This is a genomic window from Cryobacterium sp. TMT1-2-2 (assembly GCF_004403505.1).
Taxonomy (GTDB): Bacteria; Actinomycetota; Actinomycetes; order Actinomycetales; family Microbacteriaceae; genus Cryobacterium; species Cryobacterium flavum.
In genome coordinates, this window is record NZ_SOGS01000003.1 from 39,633 (window position 1) to 56,130 (window position 16,498).

Genomic DNA, 16,498 nt, shown 5'->3' on the forward strand with positions numbered 1-16,498 from the left:
GCTACTCGATCGTTTCCTCACGCAGGCCGAGCAGTTCGGCCAGGTCTGCGACGCTCGCGACGACGACGTCAGCCCCGGCATCCTCGAGGGTGCCGCTGTCGTGCGTACCGGTCAAAACGCCTACGACCAGGCCGGCGCCAGCGCTCACGCCGGAGAGCATGTCGCTCGCCGTATCGCCGACGAGGACCATGGCCGCGACGCTTGACGCGCCGGTACGGAGCAGCGCGGTGAGCGGCAGGTCGGGGTATGGGCGGCCACGGCCAGCTTCGGCCGGGCAGAGGCTCACATCGATGAGGTCGCTCCAACCGAGCGCATCGATGAGCGTGTCCTGCGTCCTACGGGAGAAGCCGGTGACGAGGGCCACTTTCACGCCAGCGTCCCGCAGCTCCTGGAACAGGTCGGCCGCGCCAGGGATCGCGGTCACCCCGACCTGTTCAACGAGTTCGCCGTAGGCCGTTTCGAACGCCGCCGTCGCAGCGACCGCCGCATCTTCGGAGTCGGTCAGCTCACGAAACACGTCGAGCTTGGACTGCCCCATGGTCTCGCGCACAAAAGCGATGGCCTCCTCGAGGTCCTCGGCGGTATCGACCAGTCCGCTGCGCTCGGCGGCGAGCACGAACGCCCGCTCGACCAGCCCGTCGTCGCTCACCGTCGTGCCGGCCATGTCGAAGACGACGAGCTCAACGTCCACGTCTTCGGTGTCGAAATCATCAAGGTCCAGCTCAAGATCAAGGGGTGCGGTGCTCATGGGGTGCCTTTCAGGGTGAGGGAGGGAATGGCGAAATTGCAGACGGTCGAGATGACGTGTTCGGCCAGACCGAGCCCGGTGGTCATGCCGATTCCGGTGGTGGCCGCTACGAGGTAGACACCGGGTTCGGGCTGGTCGATGAGAAAGTCGGCACGCCCGGAGGCATAGACGCCCTGCCACCGCTCGAGCACCCGCGGGCGCGGCACGCCGAACAGTTCGGAGGTGAGCTGCAGCAGCTGTTCGAACGCATTCTCATTCTGGAATACAGAAACGGATGCCCCACGATAGTGAGTGTCCCCCACGATCAGCGAGCCGTCCTGCAGTTGGGTATACATCTGGTTGAGGTCCAGTTCGAACAGCAGCGGATACTCCCTCCGCAGCCGTTCGCCCAGAGTGGCTGCCGCCGGAAGGCTGGAAAATGCTCCGTAGCGCAGCAGCGACCAGCCGGTCAGCACCGGCGCGGGCAGCGGCGCGCGCAGGCCGGCGTCGACGCGCAGCATGTCGAGGCCGCACCGCACAATGCCGTCGCGCTCGGCGATCTCCGGGTAGAGCTGGTCGATGTCGTGGTTGACCGCCACGATCACCGTTCCGGCGTCGATCGGCCCGCGCGTGGTCGTGACCCGGCCCGGCCGCACGGCCGTCACCGCGGTGCGGTAGCGAAACTCGACACCCCGGCTGGCCAGGTACGCGGCCAGACCGGCACCGGCTTGGCGCGGATTGACCTGCAGGTCCCAGGGCAGGTGCGCGCCGCCCACCGCGGTGCCGTCGGCGAGTGGCAGACGCTCCGACACCTCCCTGGCATCGAGCAGCACGACGTCGGGCGCGCCGACGCCGAAGACCGACTCGGCTCCGCGCTGCGCCGCCAGCTCCCGCAGCACTGCCAGTTCGTCGTCGTGCCGGGCGAGCACGACCGTGCCCGACTCGCGCAGCCAGACTCCGGCGTCCGCTTCGAGCCGCAGCCAGAGCGGGCGGGACCGCAGGGCGAATTCTCGGGCCGGCCCACTTTGCGGGGTGAAACACAGGTGTCCGAAATTGCGAACGGATGCCCCGCCGATGGCCGCCGCGCGGTCCACGACGACCACGGACAGGCCCCGGTCGCTGGCGGCGAGGGCGTGCCCGAGGCCCACGATGCCGCTGCCAACGACGACCACGTCGAAGCTGGTCATCGAAACACCCGCCGCATCCACATGGCCAGTCCTTCGACCGCGACCACCGTCACGAGAATCATGAGCACGATCGTGGTGACCAGGTCGTAGCGAGACCCCTGGCCTGCGTTCAGCAGGTAGTAGCCGACCCCGCCACCTCCCACCAGGCCGAGGATGGTGGCCGCCCGAGTATTGGTGTCGAGCATGTAGAAGCTGTGTCCGATCAGGGCTTTCATTCCCTGGGGAGCCGTGGCGCCGGCGTAGACCTGCAGCCTCGTCGCGCCGGCCGCTCGGAGGGCTTGTTCCGGACCGGGTCTGACCTCTTCGAGCGCGTCGGCGAGCAGCTTGCCGAGCAGGCCCACGCCGCCGATAGCCAGGGCGATGGTGCCGGCCTGGGTACCAAGACCAGTCACGACGATGAGCACGATGGCCAGGATGATCTCCGGAATGCCGCGGATCGTCACGAGCACCAGCCGAAAGCCGGCCCGCACGCGTCTCGACGGCGCCACGTTGCGGGCGGCGAGCGAGCCGATCACGATCGAGGCGACGATCGTGAGAATCGTCGCGGCCAGGGCGATCGCGATGGTTTCGCCCATCGCCGCGAGCATTACCGGGGCGTCATAGCTTCCGAAGCTCGGCGGCCAGAACTTGGCGGCGGTCTCGGGCAAATACGACCAGACGGTGAGAAAGTCGCCCCATTTGATGTCGCAGATCCAGAGGCTGCCGATCACGATGAACGCGGCGAGCAGCCCCCAGACCGCGTTGCGCAGGCGGGCGTAGGTCCAGGGATGGTGCGAGGCATCCGCTTTCTGGCCGGTCACTCCGAGACGGCGCAGCAGCCGGTCGCCGATCCCGTGGCGGGTGGGCGCGAAGCCGAGCATGACGGTGCGCACGGCGCTCGACACGATCTCCATTACCACACAGAGTGCGAAAATGACCAGCGCGATGCCGAGTCCGAGCGAGTAGTTGAGCGATTTGAAGGCGTAGGACATCTCGAGACCGAGCCCGGCGACGCCGACGTAGCCGAGGATGACCGAACCGCGCAGGTTGATGTCGTTGCGGTGCAGCACGGTCGCTACCCACGACGGAAGCACCTGCGGCAGCACGCCGGAGAAGAATTCCTGCATTCGGGTTCCACCGGCGGCCCGAATTGCCAGCCGGGGGCCTTCATCGATCTGCTCTATCGCGTCAGCGAACATCTTGCTGATCATGCCGATCGAGTGGATGCCGATCGCCAGGATTCCGGGCAGGGTGCCGAGCGAGAACATCAGCACGAACACCATCGCGAGCACGACGTCGGGCACCGCCCGGGCCAGCACGCCGAGAAAGCGGGCGACGGCCATCCACCCACGACCGGGCGAGGTGTTCGCGGCGGCGAGCCAGGACAGCGGCACCGAGAAGAACGCGGCAAACAGGGTGCCGAGCAGCACGAGGCCCACCGTGAGCGCGGTCAGGTAGAGCAGCTCACCCGGCGCGGGAAAGCTGATGACCCCCACGCGAGCGAAGAATCGAGTGGCGTTCGACCAGCTCGCCACCATCTGCGGCAGCGAAATATCCACGCTGATCAGTGACAGAACGGATGCCGCCACCAGCGCCACGAGGGTCAGCCCGGCCGCGATTTTCTCCGGGTGAGCGCGGCGTTGCGGGGCCGGGGCGGGGGCATCCGCGTGGCCGGCTTGCGGGCGTTCGAGCGTGAGCGTCACCGGCGGTTGTCCCGCGCCGAGCTGAAGGTCGCCAGGTCGAGCTCGCCCTGTTCGTCGGGCTCGCTCGCTTCACCGGTGCCCAGCTCGGTGCCCAACTCGGTCTCGATCGCGTCGAGCTCACCGGTCGAGGTCGTGACGCGGCCGTAGATCTCCATCACGTTCTGCTTCGACAGCCCCTGCGTTATGGTGTCGAGCACCACCTGACCGTGGCGCAGGCCGACGATACGATCGCCCCAGGACAGGGCGAGGTCAACCTGATGCAGGCTGCACACCACGGTCAGACCACTGTCAATGGCGATCTCCCGGATCAGTGCCATGACCTGGTCGCTTGATTCCGGGTCGAGCGAGGCCACCGGTTCGTCGGCGAGCAGAATGCGCGGGTTCTGCATGAGTGCTCGCGCGATGCCGACCCGCTGCTGCTGGCCGCCCGACAGGGTGTCGGCGCGTTGGTAGGCCTGGGCGAGTAGTCCCACCCGGTCGAGATGGCCGAGCGCAGCCAGCTTGAGGTCGCGGCGGTACCCCCAGAGGCCCAGTCTTGGCCCACGCACCCGAAACAGGGCGCCGGTCAGTACATTTTCGAGCACGGTCAGCGACCCGACCAGTTCGAACTGCTGAAAGACGAAGCCGACCTGACCGCGCAGCGCACGCAGCGGCCGGCCCTTCAGGCTCGATACCGCGGCGCCGAGCACGGTCACCGAGCCCGAGTCGGGCCGGTCGAGGCCGTCGAGGTGTCGCAGCAGGGTGGATTTGCCCGAACCGGACAGCCCAAGCAATACGACAATTTCGCCGCGGCCGACCGTGAGCGACACGTCATTGAGGGCCGTCGTCTCGCCGAAGGTTTTGGTGATGTTGCTCACGTCGATCACCGGTTCCGCGCGCGAAGCGGAACCGGTGGTGACGCTGGACTTACTGGTTAGCCCTGGCACTGCGAGGCCGACGTCTTCACGCAGATGTCGCGAATGGTGTCGTAATACTTGTCGTCGACCGGCTCGGTCGCGTAGAACGTATCGCGAAAGGCCTGGGTGTCGGCGCTCGTCACGCCCGACGCGATGATGTCGTCGATGGTGACCTGGCCGAGCACCTCGGTGAGCTGGGTCTTCAGTTCGGTCGGCAGGGTGTCAGAGACGACGATCGGTGCACCGGGAACCATGGTCTCGGCGATGACCTTGACCTTGTCGCTCTTGGCGACCTCGCTGTCCTCGGCGAAACCGACCTCACACTCCTTGCCCTCGCCGACCTTCTGCACGCTCACGTCGTGCTTGCCGGCGAACACCGGGGTCACATCGGAGACCGGGTCGACGCCGGCTTCGAGCAGGTTGTAGGAGGGGAACAGGTATCCGCTCGTCGATGACGGGTCGACGAAGCAGACCTTCTTGCCGGCGAACTCGGCGAGGGAGGTGATGGCGCTGTCTGCCGGAACGATCGCCTGCGAGTAGTAGCCGGGCACCTCGCCCTCGGTCGTCACGATCGAGGAGATCGGAGTGATGGCCGCGCCGTTGTTGGTGGCGGTGATGTAAGTGAAGCCGGAGAACGAGGCCACGTCGATCTTGCCGGCGATTGCGGCTTCGATGAGGGCGGCGTAATCGGTGGACTCGTGGTATTCCACGGTCTTGCCGGTCTCCTGCTCGATGTAGTCCATCAGCGGCTGGTAGTTGGTCTGGGTATCGACCGAGTCGGGAACCACACCGAACACCAGGGTGTTCTCATCGGCGGCGTAGCTGACGCCGTCGATGCCAGTGCCGGCCGCGTCGGCGGTGTCCGCCGAGCAGGAGGCCAGGCTCAGGGTGAGCAGAACTGCGGCGCCGGCGGCGAGGGCCGTCTTGGCGCCGAGAGAAGTGGTGCGTGAAAAAGCGCTGTGGATTGCCACGTGAAACCTTCCTGAGTCGAGGGCATTACGTGTAGCCACGTTAGGCAGGCCGCGCCAACAGCACGGGAGCCCGGGGTAACCGGCAGGTGAACGCGCCGTGGCAAGTGCGCGAGCAGGAATCCGCTCACCCACGCGGATGCCCGCGCCCGCTCACTCAAACGGATGCCCCGCCCGGTCAAAGCCACTCGGGTCACATGCACAGTTTCGCGGCAGCCCCGAGCGGTACCGTGTGCATGCCACACCGATCGAAGGAGATCCTAAGTGTTCACGAGCCCCTACGGCCCCGTTGAGATTCCCACGCAAAGCATTTTCGACTACCTGTTCGGGGACCTGACCGAGGCCGAGCTGGATCGCACCGCCGTCATCGACGGTGCCAGCGGGGCCGCTCTCAGCTACCGCACCCTGGTCGATCAGATCACCCGGGTGGCCGGCGCTCTTGCCGCCGACGGCGTCGGTCCCGGCACGGTCGTGGGCCTGCTCTGCCCGAACACGCCGGAATTCACGGCCATCTTCCACGGGATTCTGCGCGCCGGAGCCACGGTCACCAGCATCAACTCGCTCTACACTCCCGACGACATCCAGCGCCAGCTCCACGATTCCGGTGCGACCTGGCTCGTGACCGTCACCCCGCTGCTGGCCGGCGCCAAGGCGGCAGCGCACGCGGCGGGCATCTCCGACGAGAACATCGTGGTGATCGATGGTGAGCCGGGGCATCCGTCGCTGGCTGATTTACTTGCAGTGGATGCCGCCGCCCCCGCCCTCAGCATCGACCCCGCCACGCACGTGGCTGTTCTCCCCTACTCTTCGGGCACCACGGCGGCGCCGAAGGGCGTCATGCTGAGCCACCGCAACCTCGTGGCGAACGTGCAACAGGCCCGCGATCTGATCGGGGTTATTCCAGACGACAAAGTGCTCGCGCTGCTGCCGTTTTACCACATCTACGGAATGACGGTGCTGCTGAACCTCGCCTTCAAACAGCGGGCCTCGCTGGTCACCATGGCCAAGTTCGACTTCGTCGAGTTTCTGCGCATGATCCAGGATCACCGCTGCAGCTACGTCTTTATCGCGCCGCCGATTGCGGTGGCCGTGGCGAAGCATCCGCTAGTAGAGGAGTATGACCTGTCGAGCGTGCACACCATCCTCTCGGGGGCAGCCCCGCTCGACGGTGCTCTCGCCGCGGCGGTGGCCACCCGGCTGGACTGCCGCATTCTGCAGGGCTACGGCATGACCGAGGTCAGCCCGGTGAGCCACCTGATTCCGATCGACGCGCCACACCTGTCGCGCGCGTCCGTGGGAGTGACCGTGCCGAACATGGACTGCAAGCTCGTGTCGACCGAAACCGGCGAAGAGATCGAGATTCCCGAAGACGGGGTCAGCGAGCCCGGTGAGCTGCTGGTGCGCGGCCCGAACGTGATGCTCGGCTACCTGAACAACGAGAAGGCCACCCGCGAGACCATCGACGCCGACGGATTTCTGCACACCGGCGACATCGCCACGGTCAGTGCGCTCGGCGAGGTGACCATCGTCGATCGCAGCAAGGAGCTGATCAAGTACAAGGGCTACCAGATCGCTCCGGCCGAGCTGGAAGCGCTGCTGCTCACCCACCCGCGCATCAAGGATGCCGCGGTGATCGGTGCAGCGGATGCCGACGGCCAGGAGATCCCGAAAGCCTTCGTCGTCGCCGTGGCTGAGTCGGCGGTCACGGCCGAGGAGATCATGGCCTACATCACCGAGCGGGTCGCCCCGCATAAGAAGGTGCGCGCGGTGGAATTCATCGACGCGATCCCGAAGTCGGCGTCCGGCAAGATCCTGCGCAAGGACCTGCGCGCCAAGGAGCGTGCCGCGACGGTCTAGTCGGCGCCGATCGACGCTTTAACCGGAGATGGTCCCCGCAGGGGTGGTGCCTGCGAGATTGACGACGGCCTGCACCGCGGCGTGGTCCGACGGCCAGCCGCCGACATAGCGCTTCACGTTGATGGCGGCCTTGCGCACGGGGACGCCGGGCGTGACGAGGAGCCAGTCGATGCGTTTGAGATTGCGCTGCGGCGAGCGATAGTTCAAAAACGTTCCCCACTCTTCGGTGAGACGTTCGTCTGCTGTGTTCCAGGCATCCAGAAGCAGGCCCTGGCCGGTTAGGCGGTCATAGGGGGCGGTATTCGCATCCGTATTGAAATCGCCGGTCACCACAGTGGGAAGCTGCGACGCCAACACGATGCGTCGAATTACGTCGGCGGATCGCAGCCGCGAGGTACGGGAGCGGTGGTCGAAGTGCGTGTTCACGGCCTGGAAATCGACGCCCATGGCGAGATCGTGAAAGACCGCGTCAACGACGACGCGCGGAGTGTGATTGCCCCACGAGGTGGAGCCCGGCCGCAACGGAGTGTCAGAGAGGGCCGTCTGCTTCCATTCGAGCACGCGCAGTCGACGTGAATCGTAGAAGATCGGGCAGCCTTCCCCGCCCTTGTTGGCTTCCCGGCCATATCCGATCGAGCGGTAAGGATCACCGAGCGCGTGGCGCACGAAGTTCGCCTGGTCGAACAGTGCTTCTTGAACGCCGATCAGTGCGGGCTGTTCCGCCGCGAGCAGACGTTTCAGTATTGGCCGGCGGTGCACCCACCGATCGGGGCTGCGCGGGTTGAGATGCGGCAGGCGCCGACGGATGTTGAAACTCATGACATGCAAATCCGGCGCGGCGACGGGGCCGATGAGTGCGCTGTCTGTCATGGGACCAGCCTATGGCGAGCGTTGTACTCCCGATCCGCAGTAGGTCGCACGCAGCGCCACGCTGGCCGGGCGAGGCGACCGGTAGACTTGCCGGGTCAAGCATCCGCTATCTCGGGGAGAATTCCACACGTGACCGCTGTTTCCAACACCTCTTCCCGCGGCGTCGCCGACACCGTTTCCAATGCCATTGCGACACCCGAGAAGGAGCAGCCCTACGGCGCGCTCGGGCTCAAGGCCGATGAGTACGCGAAGATTCGCGAGATTCTGGGCCGCCGCCCCACGAGTGGCGAGCTTGCGATGTACTCGGTGATGTGGAGCGAGCACTGCTCCTACAAGAGCTCGAAGATGTACCTGCGCCAGTTCGGCGACAAAGTCACCCCCGCCATGAAGAAGAACCTTATGGTCGGAATGGGCGAGAACGCCGGCGTGCTTGACGTCGGCGAGGGCTGGGCCGTCACCTTCAAGATCGAATCGCACAACCATCCCTCCTACATTGAGCCGTTCCAGGGCGCTGCGACGGGCGTCGGCGGAATCGTGCGCGACATTATCTCGATGGGCGCCCGCCCGGTCGCCGTGATGGACGCCCTGCGTTTCGGCGACATCACCGACCCCGACACCGCCCGTGTCGTACACGGCGTGGTCTCCGGCATCAGCTTCTACGGCAACTGCCTCGGCCTGCCCAACATCGGCGGCGAAACCGTGTTCGACCGGGTCTACCAGGGCAACCCGCTGGTCAATGCGCTCTCGGTCGGCGTGCTGCGCCACGAAGACCTGCACCTGGCCAACGCCCGCGGCGTCGGCAACCAGGTCGTGCTGTTTGGAGCCCGCACCGGCGGCGACGGCATTGGCGGGGCATCCATTCTCGCCTCCGATACGTTCAGCGCCGGCGGCCCGACCAAGCGCCCCGCAGTACAGGTCGGCGACCCGTTCGCCGAGAAGGTACTCATCGAGTGCTGCCTCGAACTGTTTGCCGGCAAGCTCGTCGAGGGAATTCAAGACCTCGGCGCGGCCGGCATCAGCTGCGCCACTTCTGAGCTCGCCTCCAACGGCGACGGCGGCATGTTCATCGAACTCGAGAAGGTGCTGCTGCGCGACCCCACGCTCACCGCCGAAGAGATCCTGATGAGCGAGAGCCAGGAACGCATGATGGCGATCGTCACTCCCGAGAAGCTCGAGGGCTTTCTCGCCGTCACCACCAAGTGGGACGTGGAGACCAGCGTGCTCGGCGAGGTCACCGACACCGGCCGCCTCATCATCAACTGGCACGGCGAAGAAATCGTCAACGTGCTGCCACGCACCGTGGCCGTCGACGGCCCGGTCTACGAGCGTCCGCTCGCGTACCCGACCTGGATCGACGCCCTGCAGGCCGACACCGCCTCCGTACTTCCCCGCGCACTCGACGGCGAGACCCTGCGCGAGCAGTTCCTCGACCTGCTCGGCTCGCCGAACCTGGCCGACCCGAGCTGGATCACCGACCAGTACGACCACTACGTGCAGGGCAACACGGCGCTCTCCTTTCCCGACGACGGCGGCATGATCCGCGTCGACGAAGAGAGCGGGCTCGGTTTCGCGATCGCGACCGACGCGAACGGCCGCTACTGCCAGCTCGACCCGTACCGCGGCGCGCAGCTGGCCCTCGCCGAGGCATACCGCAACGTCGCCGCGACCGGCGCCGTTCCGGCCGGCGTCAGTGACTGCCTCAACTTCGGCTCCCCCGAGAACCCCGAGGTCATGTGGCAGTTCCGTGAAGCCGTAACGGCCCTCGCCGACGGATGCCTGGAGCTCGAGATTCCCGTCACCGGCGGCAACGTGTCGTTCTACAACCAGACCGGCGACCAGCCCATTCACCCCACCCCGGTCGTGGCCGTGCTCGGCGTGATCGACGACGTCGCCCGCCGCATTCCGAGCGGCTGGCAGGACGACGGGCACAACATCTACCTGCTCGGCGAGACCCGCCTCGAGCTCGACGGTTCGGCCTGGGCCGGCGTCGTGCACGACCACCTCGGCGGTCGCCCACCCGTTGTCGACCTCGGCAAAGAGAAGGCCCTGGCCGGTCTGCTGCATGCCGCGTCGAAGGAAGCCCTGATCGACAGTGCGCACGACCTCAGCGAGGGCGGGCTCGCCCAGGCCCTCGCCGAAGCCGTCATGCGCTTTGGAGTGGGCGCGCGCGTCTGGCTGGGTGACATTCTGGATCGGGACGGGGTGGACGCATCCACTGCCCTGTTCTCCGAATCGGCCGGTCGCGTCATCGTTTCGGTGCCGCGCGAAGACGACGTGAAGTTCCTGGGCCTCTGCGCCGGCCGCTACATTCCGGTGCTGCGAATCGGCGTGACGGACAACACCCTGCACGCCCTCGAGGTACAGGACGTCTTCGCTGCGACTCTCTCCGAGATGCGCAATCGTCACCAATCCCCTCTCCCCGCCGCCTTCGCCTAACTCCCCAGCTCGCGAGAGCGCAAAAAGTGCTCGATTGAGAGGTCCAATCGGGCACTTTTTGCGCCTTCGCGAACCTGAACGAGCTTTGGGGTGTGGATAACTCATTTGACACCGAGACGGCGCGACACACTGTTGGCATGAATCGAGCTCGCAGGCTGCCGCTGGACTTCGAGGGGCGTCCATTCAGCACGGCCGAAGGCAGTGACGCGGGCCTGTCCAAGAAGCGGATGCGCGCGTCCGACCTAGCGCGCCCCTTTCCTGCAACGCGCACCCCGCGTGCAGATAGCAGCTCGGCAGACCTTCTCATCCGCGCCTACGCACAGCGGATGTCCGAATCAGACTTCTTCAGCCATGTGACGGCTGCGCGCGTGCACGGGCTCCCGCTGCCTTTTGCCGTCGAACACACGCAAACTATTCATGTCTCGACGGAGGAACCCACCCTGCGCGACCGGGTACTCGGTGTCCGCGGCCACCATGTCGCACCCAAGACGATCACCGTCGTTGCGGTGCGCGGCGTGCGCGTCACAAGTGCGGTGGACACCTGGTGCCAGCTGTCCACCATGCTTGGGCTCGACGACCTCATCCGGATTGGCGACACACTCGTGCGCCGCAAGCATCCGTTCGCCGAGATGCGTGACCTGCTCGCCGCCGTTCGACGGTATTCGGGGCGACGGGGCGTCAAGCTGCTGCGCGAGGCGCTGATCTGGATACGACCCGGCGTCGATTCACCCCGCGAGACCGACCTGCGGCTGCTCATCGTGCGGGCCAGCCTGCCCGAACCGGAGGTCAATGCCATCATCATGAGTCGCACCGGGGTGAAGCTCGCCACCGGCGACCTGGTCTTTCGCCGATATCGTGTTCTGCTCGAGTACGACGGCGGGCAGCATCGCACCGACGAGAACCAGTTCCACTGGGATGTTGACCGCCTCGACGCGCTCATGGAGGAGAGGTGGCGGGTGATCCGCATCAACAAATCCCACCTCCACAATCCCTCAGAGGTGATCCGCAGAGTAACGGTGGCGCTCATGGCCGGTGGCTGGCGTCCTGTCGCGAGAGCGCAAAAAGTGCCCGATTGAGAGGCCCAATCGGGCACTTTTTGCGCCTTCGCGAGGAACGAGAGTCGCTACTCGCGACCGGCTGAGACCCACTGGGGGTTGAATGATCGGGCGGCGACGATGCGGTCCGCGAGCGCGTCCAAGCGCGCTACGTGTGCGGCATCGAGACGGATGTTCGCGGCCGCGAGATTCTCGTCCACTCGCTCGGTGAAACGAGACCCGGGGATCGGGGACAGAGCAAGCCCGAGGGTGCGACCCTTGTCATAGAGCCAGGCAAGCGCGACCTGCGCTGGTGAAACTGCCGCCTCGCGAGCCACCGCGATCACCTCGTCGAGAATGGGCTGGTTGGCGGCGAGGGCATCCGGGGTGAACCGGGGAAACTTATGCCGCCCGTCTGCATCAGTGAGCGCGCTGCGGTCGAATCGCCCGGTGAGCCACTGGCGACCCAGAGGCGAATACGGGACGAACCCGACGCCCAACTCGATCGCGGTAGGGACAACGTGCCGCTCGACGTCTCGGCTGATAATGCTCCACTCGGACTGCACTGCGGCGATCGGGTGAATGGCGGCAGCGCGGCGCAGCTCGTCACCAGTCGGTTCGGAGAGACCGATGTGGCGAATCTTGCCCGCCTGAACCAGTTCGGCGAGGGCCCCGACGGTCTCTTCGATGGGCACGTCGGGGTCGACCCGATGCTGGTAGTAGAGGTCCAGGTGGTCGGTGGCGAGGCGCGCGAGGCTCAGATCGATCTGCTCGAACACGTAGGCACGGTCACCTCGGATGCCGCGTGCACCGATTCCTCCGCCCAAAAGGATTCCGAACTTGCTCGCCAGCTGCACCTCATCGCGTCGGGTGGCGATCAATCGGGCAATGGTGCGTTCGCTCAACCCTTTCCCGTAGACGTTGGCCGTGTCGATGAAGGTGAGGCCCGAGTCAACGGCGTGCGTCAGCGTGCGCAGGGCATCGTCGGGATCGATCGGGCCGTAGACCGGCGTGAGCGACATGCCTCCATAGCCCTGCGGGCTGACGGTGAGTCCGTCTCCCAGTGTGACTGCGGTCTGGATGGCGGGCGATGAAGTCATCTTGTCAGGATAGCCGCGCGGTGCCTCGGGGTCCCTCGTGTTACGTGCCGTCTCGCGAGAGCGCAAAAAGTTTCCGATTGAGAGGTCCAATCGGGCACTTTTTGCGCTTTCGCGTGAACACCTAGAGGAACGGCTCGCCGATGAGGGTCTCAGCTCGCTCCCAGAGACGACTCGCGACCGCTCGGTCTCGGGAGGTGCGGGTCGCCGGCTGACGGGTTGGCGCACCGCGGGTGAGCAGGCGCGGGCCGAAGTAGTCGCCGCCGTGGGCATCCGGGTCGATCGCGGCACGCACTGTCGAACAGGCTCCGTGATGCTTGCCCTGCGCGCCGACCAGAGTTTGCAGGCCGTCGATGACCCGCTTGGCCGGGGTGATTTCGTTGACACCGGGAAGGGTGGGGGTCAACCCCGAAATCGAATATCCCGGATGCGCCACCAGCGACTGCACCATGCCCGCCCCATTGGCCCGCAACCGTCGATCGAGCTCGAACCCGAACACCTGCATTGCGATCTTGGACTGCGCGTACGCCTTCCACCCGTTATACGTGGTGGCCAGCTGCAAATCGTCAAGCGAGGAATCCATCAGCCGGGAGATCAGCGACCCGAGGGACACGACCCGGCTGCCGGGAGTACGCCGCAAGGCCATGAGCGACCCCGCAGTCAAAGCAAAATGCCCGAGAAAGTTCGTCGCAAAGACCAGCTCGTTGCCGTCGAGGCTCACGGCGCGATCCGTCGGCGGGTGCACGATTCCAGCGTTGAGAATCAGGCCGTCGAGGCGAGGAAAAGCGCGCAGGGTTTCGCTGACGTCGCGAACTGACTGCAGATCGGCGACATCGAGCTGCAACACCGAAACGGATGCCCCCGCCACGCGGGCGCGAATCGCCGAGGCCGCGGCATCCGCTTTCACCGGGTTACGGCAGGCGAGCACGACGTGGGCGCCCGCGCCGGCGAGCTGCTCGCTAGTGAAGTAGCCGAGGCCGGCGTTGGCACCGGTGACGACAAAGGTCTTGCCGGTCTGGTCGGGCAGAGCCCGCGGGTTCCAGTTCATGAGTCCTGCTCGGCGACGAGCTGACGCCCGAAAACGTCTGTCTCGACGGTCACAGCGCCGAGATCTCCGAGCCGGCGGGAGTCACGACGCCGAGCTCGGTACGTGCGCGGTCGGCGGGTGCGGAAGCGGGTGCGGCTGCGCGGGAGCGGCCTGCTCGGCGACAGCAGCGGAAGTCGGCGCAGAGCCGGCGGCCCGCCCCGGCTGCACAGCATCCCCACCGGCGATCTTCACGTGGTGGTGGATGACCTCGGCGATGATGAAATTGAGAAACTTCTCGGCGAAGGCCGGGTCGAGATGGGCCTCCTCGGCGAGGCCGCGCAGCCGATCGATCTGCATGAGTTCACGCGCCGGGTCGGCGGCCGGCAGCCCGTGCGCTGCCTTGAGCCGCCCAACTTGCTGGGTGAACTTGAATCGCTCGGCCAGCAGATGAATGAGCGCGGCGTCGATATTGTCGATGCTTTCGCGAATGCTGTGCAGCTGCGCAATCGCAGCAGCGTCAGCGTCGCCGGGTAACTCCTCGTGTACGACCATACTTTTACGATAATGCATGGCCTAAGCGGATGCCGCCGCCTCCCGGCCGCCGGGCCGCAGCCAGCTGAATCGCAAGCGTTTCTGCGTCAGCAGGATGCCGAGCAGCACCAACAGCGCCCCGGTCGGCTCGTGCCAGGAGAATGTTTCGGCCAGCACGAGCACCCCCAGCACCACGCCAACGACGGGCGTCACGTAGGTAACCGTGGACGCGTTGGTCGGCCCCCAGGCGCGCAGAACGTTGATGTTCCAGATGTAGGCCAGGCCGGTGCCGAGCGCGCCGAGGGCCAGCAGGCACAGCACGATCGGCAGCGTCAGGTGCACCGGGCTCGAGGCCAGAACTGGGGTGAGCAGCAGCATGATCCCGCCGGCGATGCCGATATTGAGAAAAGCGAACGTGCTCGCTGCAATTGGGCGCCCACTCAGAAACCGGCGGGTGTAGCCGAAGGTGAAGCCGTAGCAGACCGCAGCGCCGAGGCAGGCCAGCTGGCCCCACAGGTCGCCGGTGAGCGAGGAATATTGCCAGGGCCCGATGATCACGACGACACCGATGATGCCGAGCACGACACCGGCCACCTGCGCACGCACGAGCTTCTCCACCCGAAACGCGAGTGTCGCCATGAGCGCGGTCATGATCGGAGTGACGGCGTTGTAGATGCTCGCGAGGCTCGAGGAGACGTACTGCTCGGCCCAGGCGAAGAGCAGGTGTGGAATCACGCATCCGCTAATTGCAATCACCAGAAAGTGCAGCCACACCACGCCTTCCCGCGGCAGTACCGGCCCGTTGCCTATGCGCGGACGGTTCACCAGCACGATCAGCCCCAGGGTCAGCCCACCGAGCACGAGCCTCGACCAGGCGATCTGCCCGAAGCTGACCCCGTCGAGAGCGATTTTCATGAACAGAAAGCTAGAGCCCCAGATCAGCCCCATACCGAGAAATTGCAGCAGGATGAGGCTCTTGCTGGCGGGAGGGGTCGGGGACACGTTCCGAGCCTATAGCTGGCGTCGGCGCACCAGTGCCGGCGCCAGAGCACAAGGTCGGAAAAGCGCCGAAGAATGGCAGCGGATGCTGCACGCCCCCCGCCTGACGTCCACCCCGGTCAAGGCGACGAAACCCGGTCTCGCCGGGTCGTCGCCGCATAACTCCTGCAATCTGTCGCCGGCGGCAGTACCGTGCCCCTGATTATGCGGAACTGAAAGTCCGCCATGAGCAATTTGCAGGAATTATGACGGATGGCTCGGGCTGCCTCGGTGGCTAAGCCAGGAAGTCCTCGCCAGGACCGGCCGAAACGGCCTCGAATCGGCCGTCGCGTCCCAGATTTCCTGAATTCGCCACCAGCCAGGTGCCGAACACAACACCTACTGGGATGTGTCGGCCCCGGCGCTCTGCTCCGCATCGCTTCCAGATTCCGGGACCGGACCGGCCGCACCCGAAGCAGCCTCAGGAGCACTTCCCGCGCTCGGACCAAAGCCGCCCCGCGGCCCGCCGCCGCTGATGGTGCCGCTTGGACCGGCCGGTCGCAGGCTGCGGTAGGTGACGAACCGGCCCTCGAACGCGTCAAGGCGTGCCTCGAGCCCGGCGCGCACGGCCGGCCACTCGTCGGCGAGGATCGAGTAGACGGCGCTGTCTCGCCAGGTTCCGTCGGCGCGCGGGCGGTCGCGGCGCAGGATGCCCTCGAATGTGGCCCCGATGCCGAGGATGGCGGCGCGGGAACGCTCGTTGATGGCATCCGCTTGAATCTTGACCCGGCCGAAGCCGTTCTCGAAGGCGGTGCCGAGCACGAGCAGTTTGGTTTCGGCGTTGACAGCGGTGCCCCAGACCCGCGGGTCGTAGGCGGTCCAGCCGAGGTGGATCGACTCGTTTACCTCGTCGATGTCGGCGAGGGTCGTGGTGCCGACGACGTCGCCATCGTTGGGGCCGCCGAGCAGACGCACCACGTAGGGCAGGCTTTCCCACTGAAAGTAGTCGTGTGCCCATTTGATGAAGCCGTCGACATCGCGGTGCAGCGTGGCCGGGCCGCCGCCATAGCCCGCGGCGAAGACTTCGGGGTGCGCGATGGCGCGCGCCAAGTCGGGCAGCACCGCACTTCCGAGCGGTTGCAGCTGCACAAAACGACCGGTCAAGGTCAGGGAATGGGGTCTCACGGCGTTCACTCGCCTAGTGTGAC

The 16,498-nt window shown here is 66.1% G+C and carries 14 protein-coding genes; 3 read left to right on the plus strand and 11 right to left on the minus strand.

Translation table 11 applies throughout. From position 1 onward, the window contains the following. Nucleotide 1: 1 nt before the first annotated feature. The 5 genes from E3T35_RS02405 to E3T35_RS02425 are packed head-to-tail and all read right to left on the minus strand — an operon-like array spanning nt 2 to nt 5,463. Nucleotides 2-748, minus strand: a complete 747-nt coding sequence (locus E3T35_RS02405; RefSeq protein WP_134377779.1) for a phosphonatase-like hydrolase — start codon at nt 746-748, stop codon at nt 2-4. Continuing rightward, nucleotides 745-1,914: a TIGR03364 family FAD-dependent oxidoreductase gene (locus E3T35_RS02410; RefSeq protein ID WP_134377780.1), complete on the minus strand. Its 1,170-nt coding sequence runs from the start codon at nt 1,912-1,914 to the stop codon at nt 745-747. The genes E3T35_RS02405 and E3T35_RS02410 overlap by 4 nt, the downstream gene beginning before the upstream one ends. Continuing rightward, nucleotides 1,911-3,596 carry an ABC transporter permease gene (locus tag E3T35_RS02415; protein WP_134377781.1) on the minus strand — a complete coding sequence of 562 codons (1,686 nt, stop codon included), beginning with the start codon at nt 3,594-3,596 and terminating at the stop codon, nt 1,911-1,913. Before E3T35_RS02415 ends, E3T35_RS02410 begins: the two co-directional genes overlap by 4 nt. Further along, nucleotides 3,593-4,453 carry a phosphonate ABC transporter ATP-binding protein gene (gene phnC, locus E3T35_RS02420; protein WP_241988706.1) on the minus strand — a complete coding sequence of 287 codons (861 nt, stop codon included), beginning with the start codon at nt 4,451-4,453 and terminating at the stop codon, nt 3,593-3,595. Before phnC ends, E3T35_RS02415 begins: the two co-directional genes overlap by 4 nt. A 56-nt stretch (nt 4,454-4,509) precedes the next feature. Beyond that, on the minus strand, nt 4,510-5,463 hold the full coding sequence (locus tag E3T35_RS02425) for a phosphate/phosphite/phosphonate ABC transporter substrate-binding protein (protein WP_233197284.1): 954 nt from the start codon (nt 5,461-5,463) through the stop codon (nt 4,510-4,512). Nucleotides 5,464-5,724: 261 nt separating this feature from the next. Between E3T35_RS02425 and E3T35_RS02430 the strand changes: the two genes are divergently transcribed. Further along, on the plus strand, nt 5,725-7,317 hold the full coding sequence (locus E3T35_RS02430; protein WP_134377783.1) for an AMP-binding protein: 1,593 nt from the start codon (nt 5,725-5,727) through the stop codon (nt 7,315-7,317). An 18-nt stretch (nt 7,318-7,335) separates the two neighbouring features. Here the strand turns inward: E3T35_RS02430 and E3T35_RS02435 are convergent, their stop codons facing one another. Further along, entirely contained in the window at nt 7,336-8,187 is an 852-nt protein-coding gene (locus E3T35_RS02435) for an endonuclease/exonuclease/phosphatase family protein (RefSeq protein ID WP_134377784.1), read from the minus strand. 129 nt (nt 8,188-8,316) lie between these two features. Between E3T35_RS02435 and purL the strand changes: the two genes are divergently transcribed. Further along, entirely contained in the window at nt 8,317-10,623 is a 2,307-nt protein-coding gene (gene purL, locus E3T35_RS02440) for a phosphoribosylformylglycinamidine synthase subunit PurL (RefSeq protein ID WP_134377785.1), read from the plus strand. A 137-nt stretch (nt 10,624-10,760) separates the two neighbouring features. Then, entirely contained in the window at nt 10,761-11,699 is a 939-nt protein-coding gene (locus E3T35_RS02445) for a hypothetical protein (RefSeq protein WP_134377786.1), read from the plus strand. 47 nt (nt 11,700-11,746) lie between these two features. Here the strand turns inward: E3T35_RS02445 and E3T35_RS02450 are convergent, their stop codons facing one another. The 5 genes from E3T35_RS02450 to E3T35_RS02470 form a co-directional block, all read right to left on the minus strand. Then, entirely contained in the window at nt 11,747-12,757 is a 1,011-nt protein-coding gene (locus tag E3T35_RS02450) for an aldo/keto reductase (RefSeq protein ID WP_134377787.1), read from the minus strand. Between the two features lie 121 nt (nt 12,758-12,878). Further along, the gene (locus tag E3T35_RS02455) at nt 12,879-13,802 is read right to left on the minus strand and encodes an SDR family NAD(P)-dependent oxidoreductase (protein WP_134377788.1); all 924 of its coding nucleotides are present in this window, start codon (nt 13,800-13,802) and stop codon (nt 12,879-12,881) included. 81 nt (nt 13,803-13,883) lie between these two features. Further along, entirely contained in the window at nt 13,884-14,333 is a 450-nt protein-coding gene (locus E3T35_RS02460) for a chorismate mutase (protein WP_092338106.1), read from the minus strand. Between the two features lie 21 nt (nt 14,334-14,354). Beyond that, on the minus strand, nt 14,355-15,314 hold the full coding sequence (locus E3T35_RS02465; RefSeq protein WP_338061534.1) for a DMT family transporter: 960 nt from the start codon (nt 15,312-15,314) through the stop codon (nt 14,355-14,357). A 375-nt stretch (nt 15,315-15,689) separates the two neighbouring features. Continuing rightward, nucleotides 15,690-16,484 (minus strand): GNAT family N-acetyltransferase, encoded by a 795-nt coding sequence (locus tag E3T35_RS02470; protein WP_134377789.1) that lies wholly within the window; start codon nt 16,482-16,484, stop codon nt 15,690-15,692. Nucleotides 16,485-16,498 lie beyond the last annotated feature (14 nt).

What these genes read in the sequence shown, in the direction of transcription:
- E3T35_RS02405 (WP_134377779.1), bottom strand. Translation starts at nt 748, where the DNA reads ATGAGCACCGCACCCCTTGATCTTGAGCTGGACCTTGATGATTTCGAC.
- E3T35_RS02410 (WP_134377780.1), bottom strand. Translation starts at nt 1,914, where the DNA reads ATGACCAGCTTCGACGTGGTCGTCGTTGGCAGCGGCATCGTGGGCCTC.
- E3T35_RS02435 (WP_134377784.1), bottom strand. Translation starts at nt 8,187, where the DNA reads ATGACAGACAGCGCACTCATCGGCCCCGTCGCCGCGCCGGATTTGCAT.
- E3T35_RS02445 (WP_134377786.1), top strand. Translation starts at nt 10,761, where the DNA reads ATGAATCGAGCTCGCAGGCTGCCGCTGGACTTCGAGGGGCGTCCATTC.
- E3T35_RS02450 (WP_134377787.1), bottom strand. Translation starts at nt 12,757, where the DNA reads ATGACTTCATCGCCCGCCATCCAGACCGCAGTCACACTGGGAGACGGA.
- E3T35_RS02455 (WP_134377788.1), bottom strand. Translation starts at nt 13,802, where the DNA reads ATGAACTGGAACCCGCGGGCTCTGCCCGACCAGACCGGCAAGACCTTT.
- E3T35_RS02460 (WP_092338106.1), bottom strand. Translation starts at nt 14,333, where the DNA reads ATGGTCGTACACGAGGAGTTACCCGGCGACGCTGACGCTGCTGCGATT.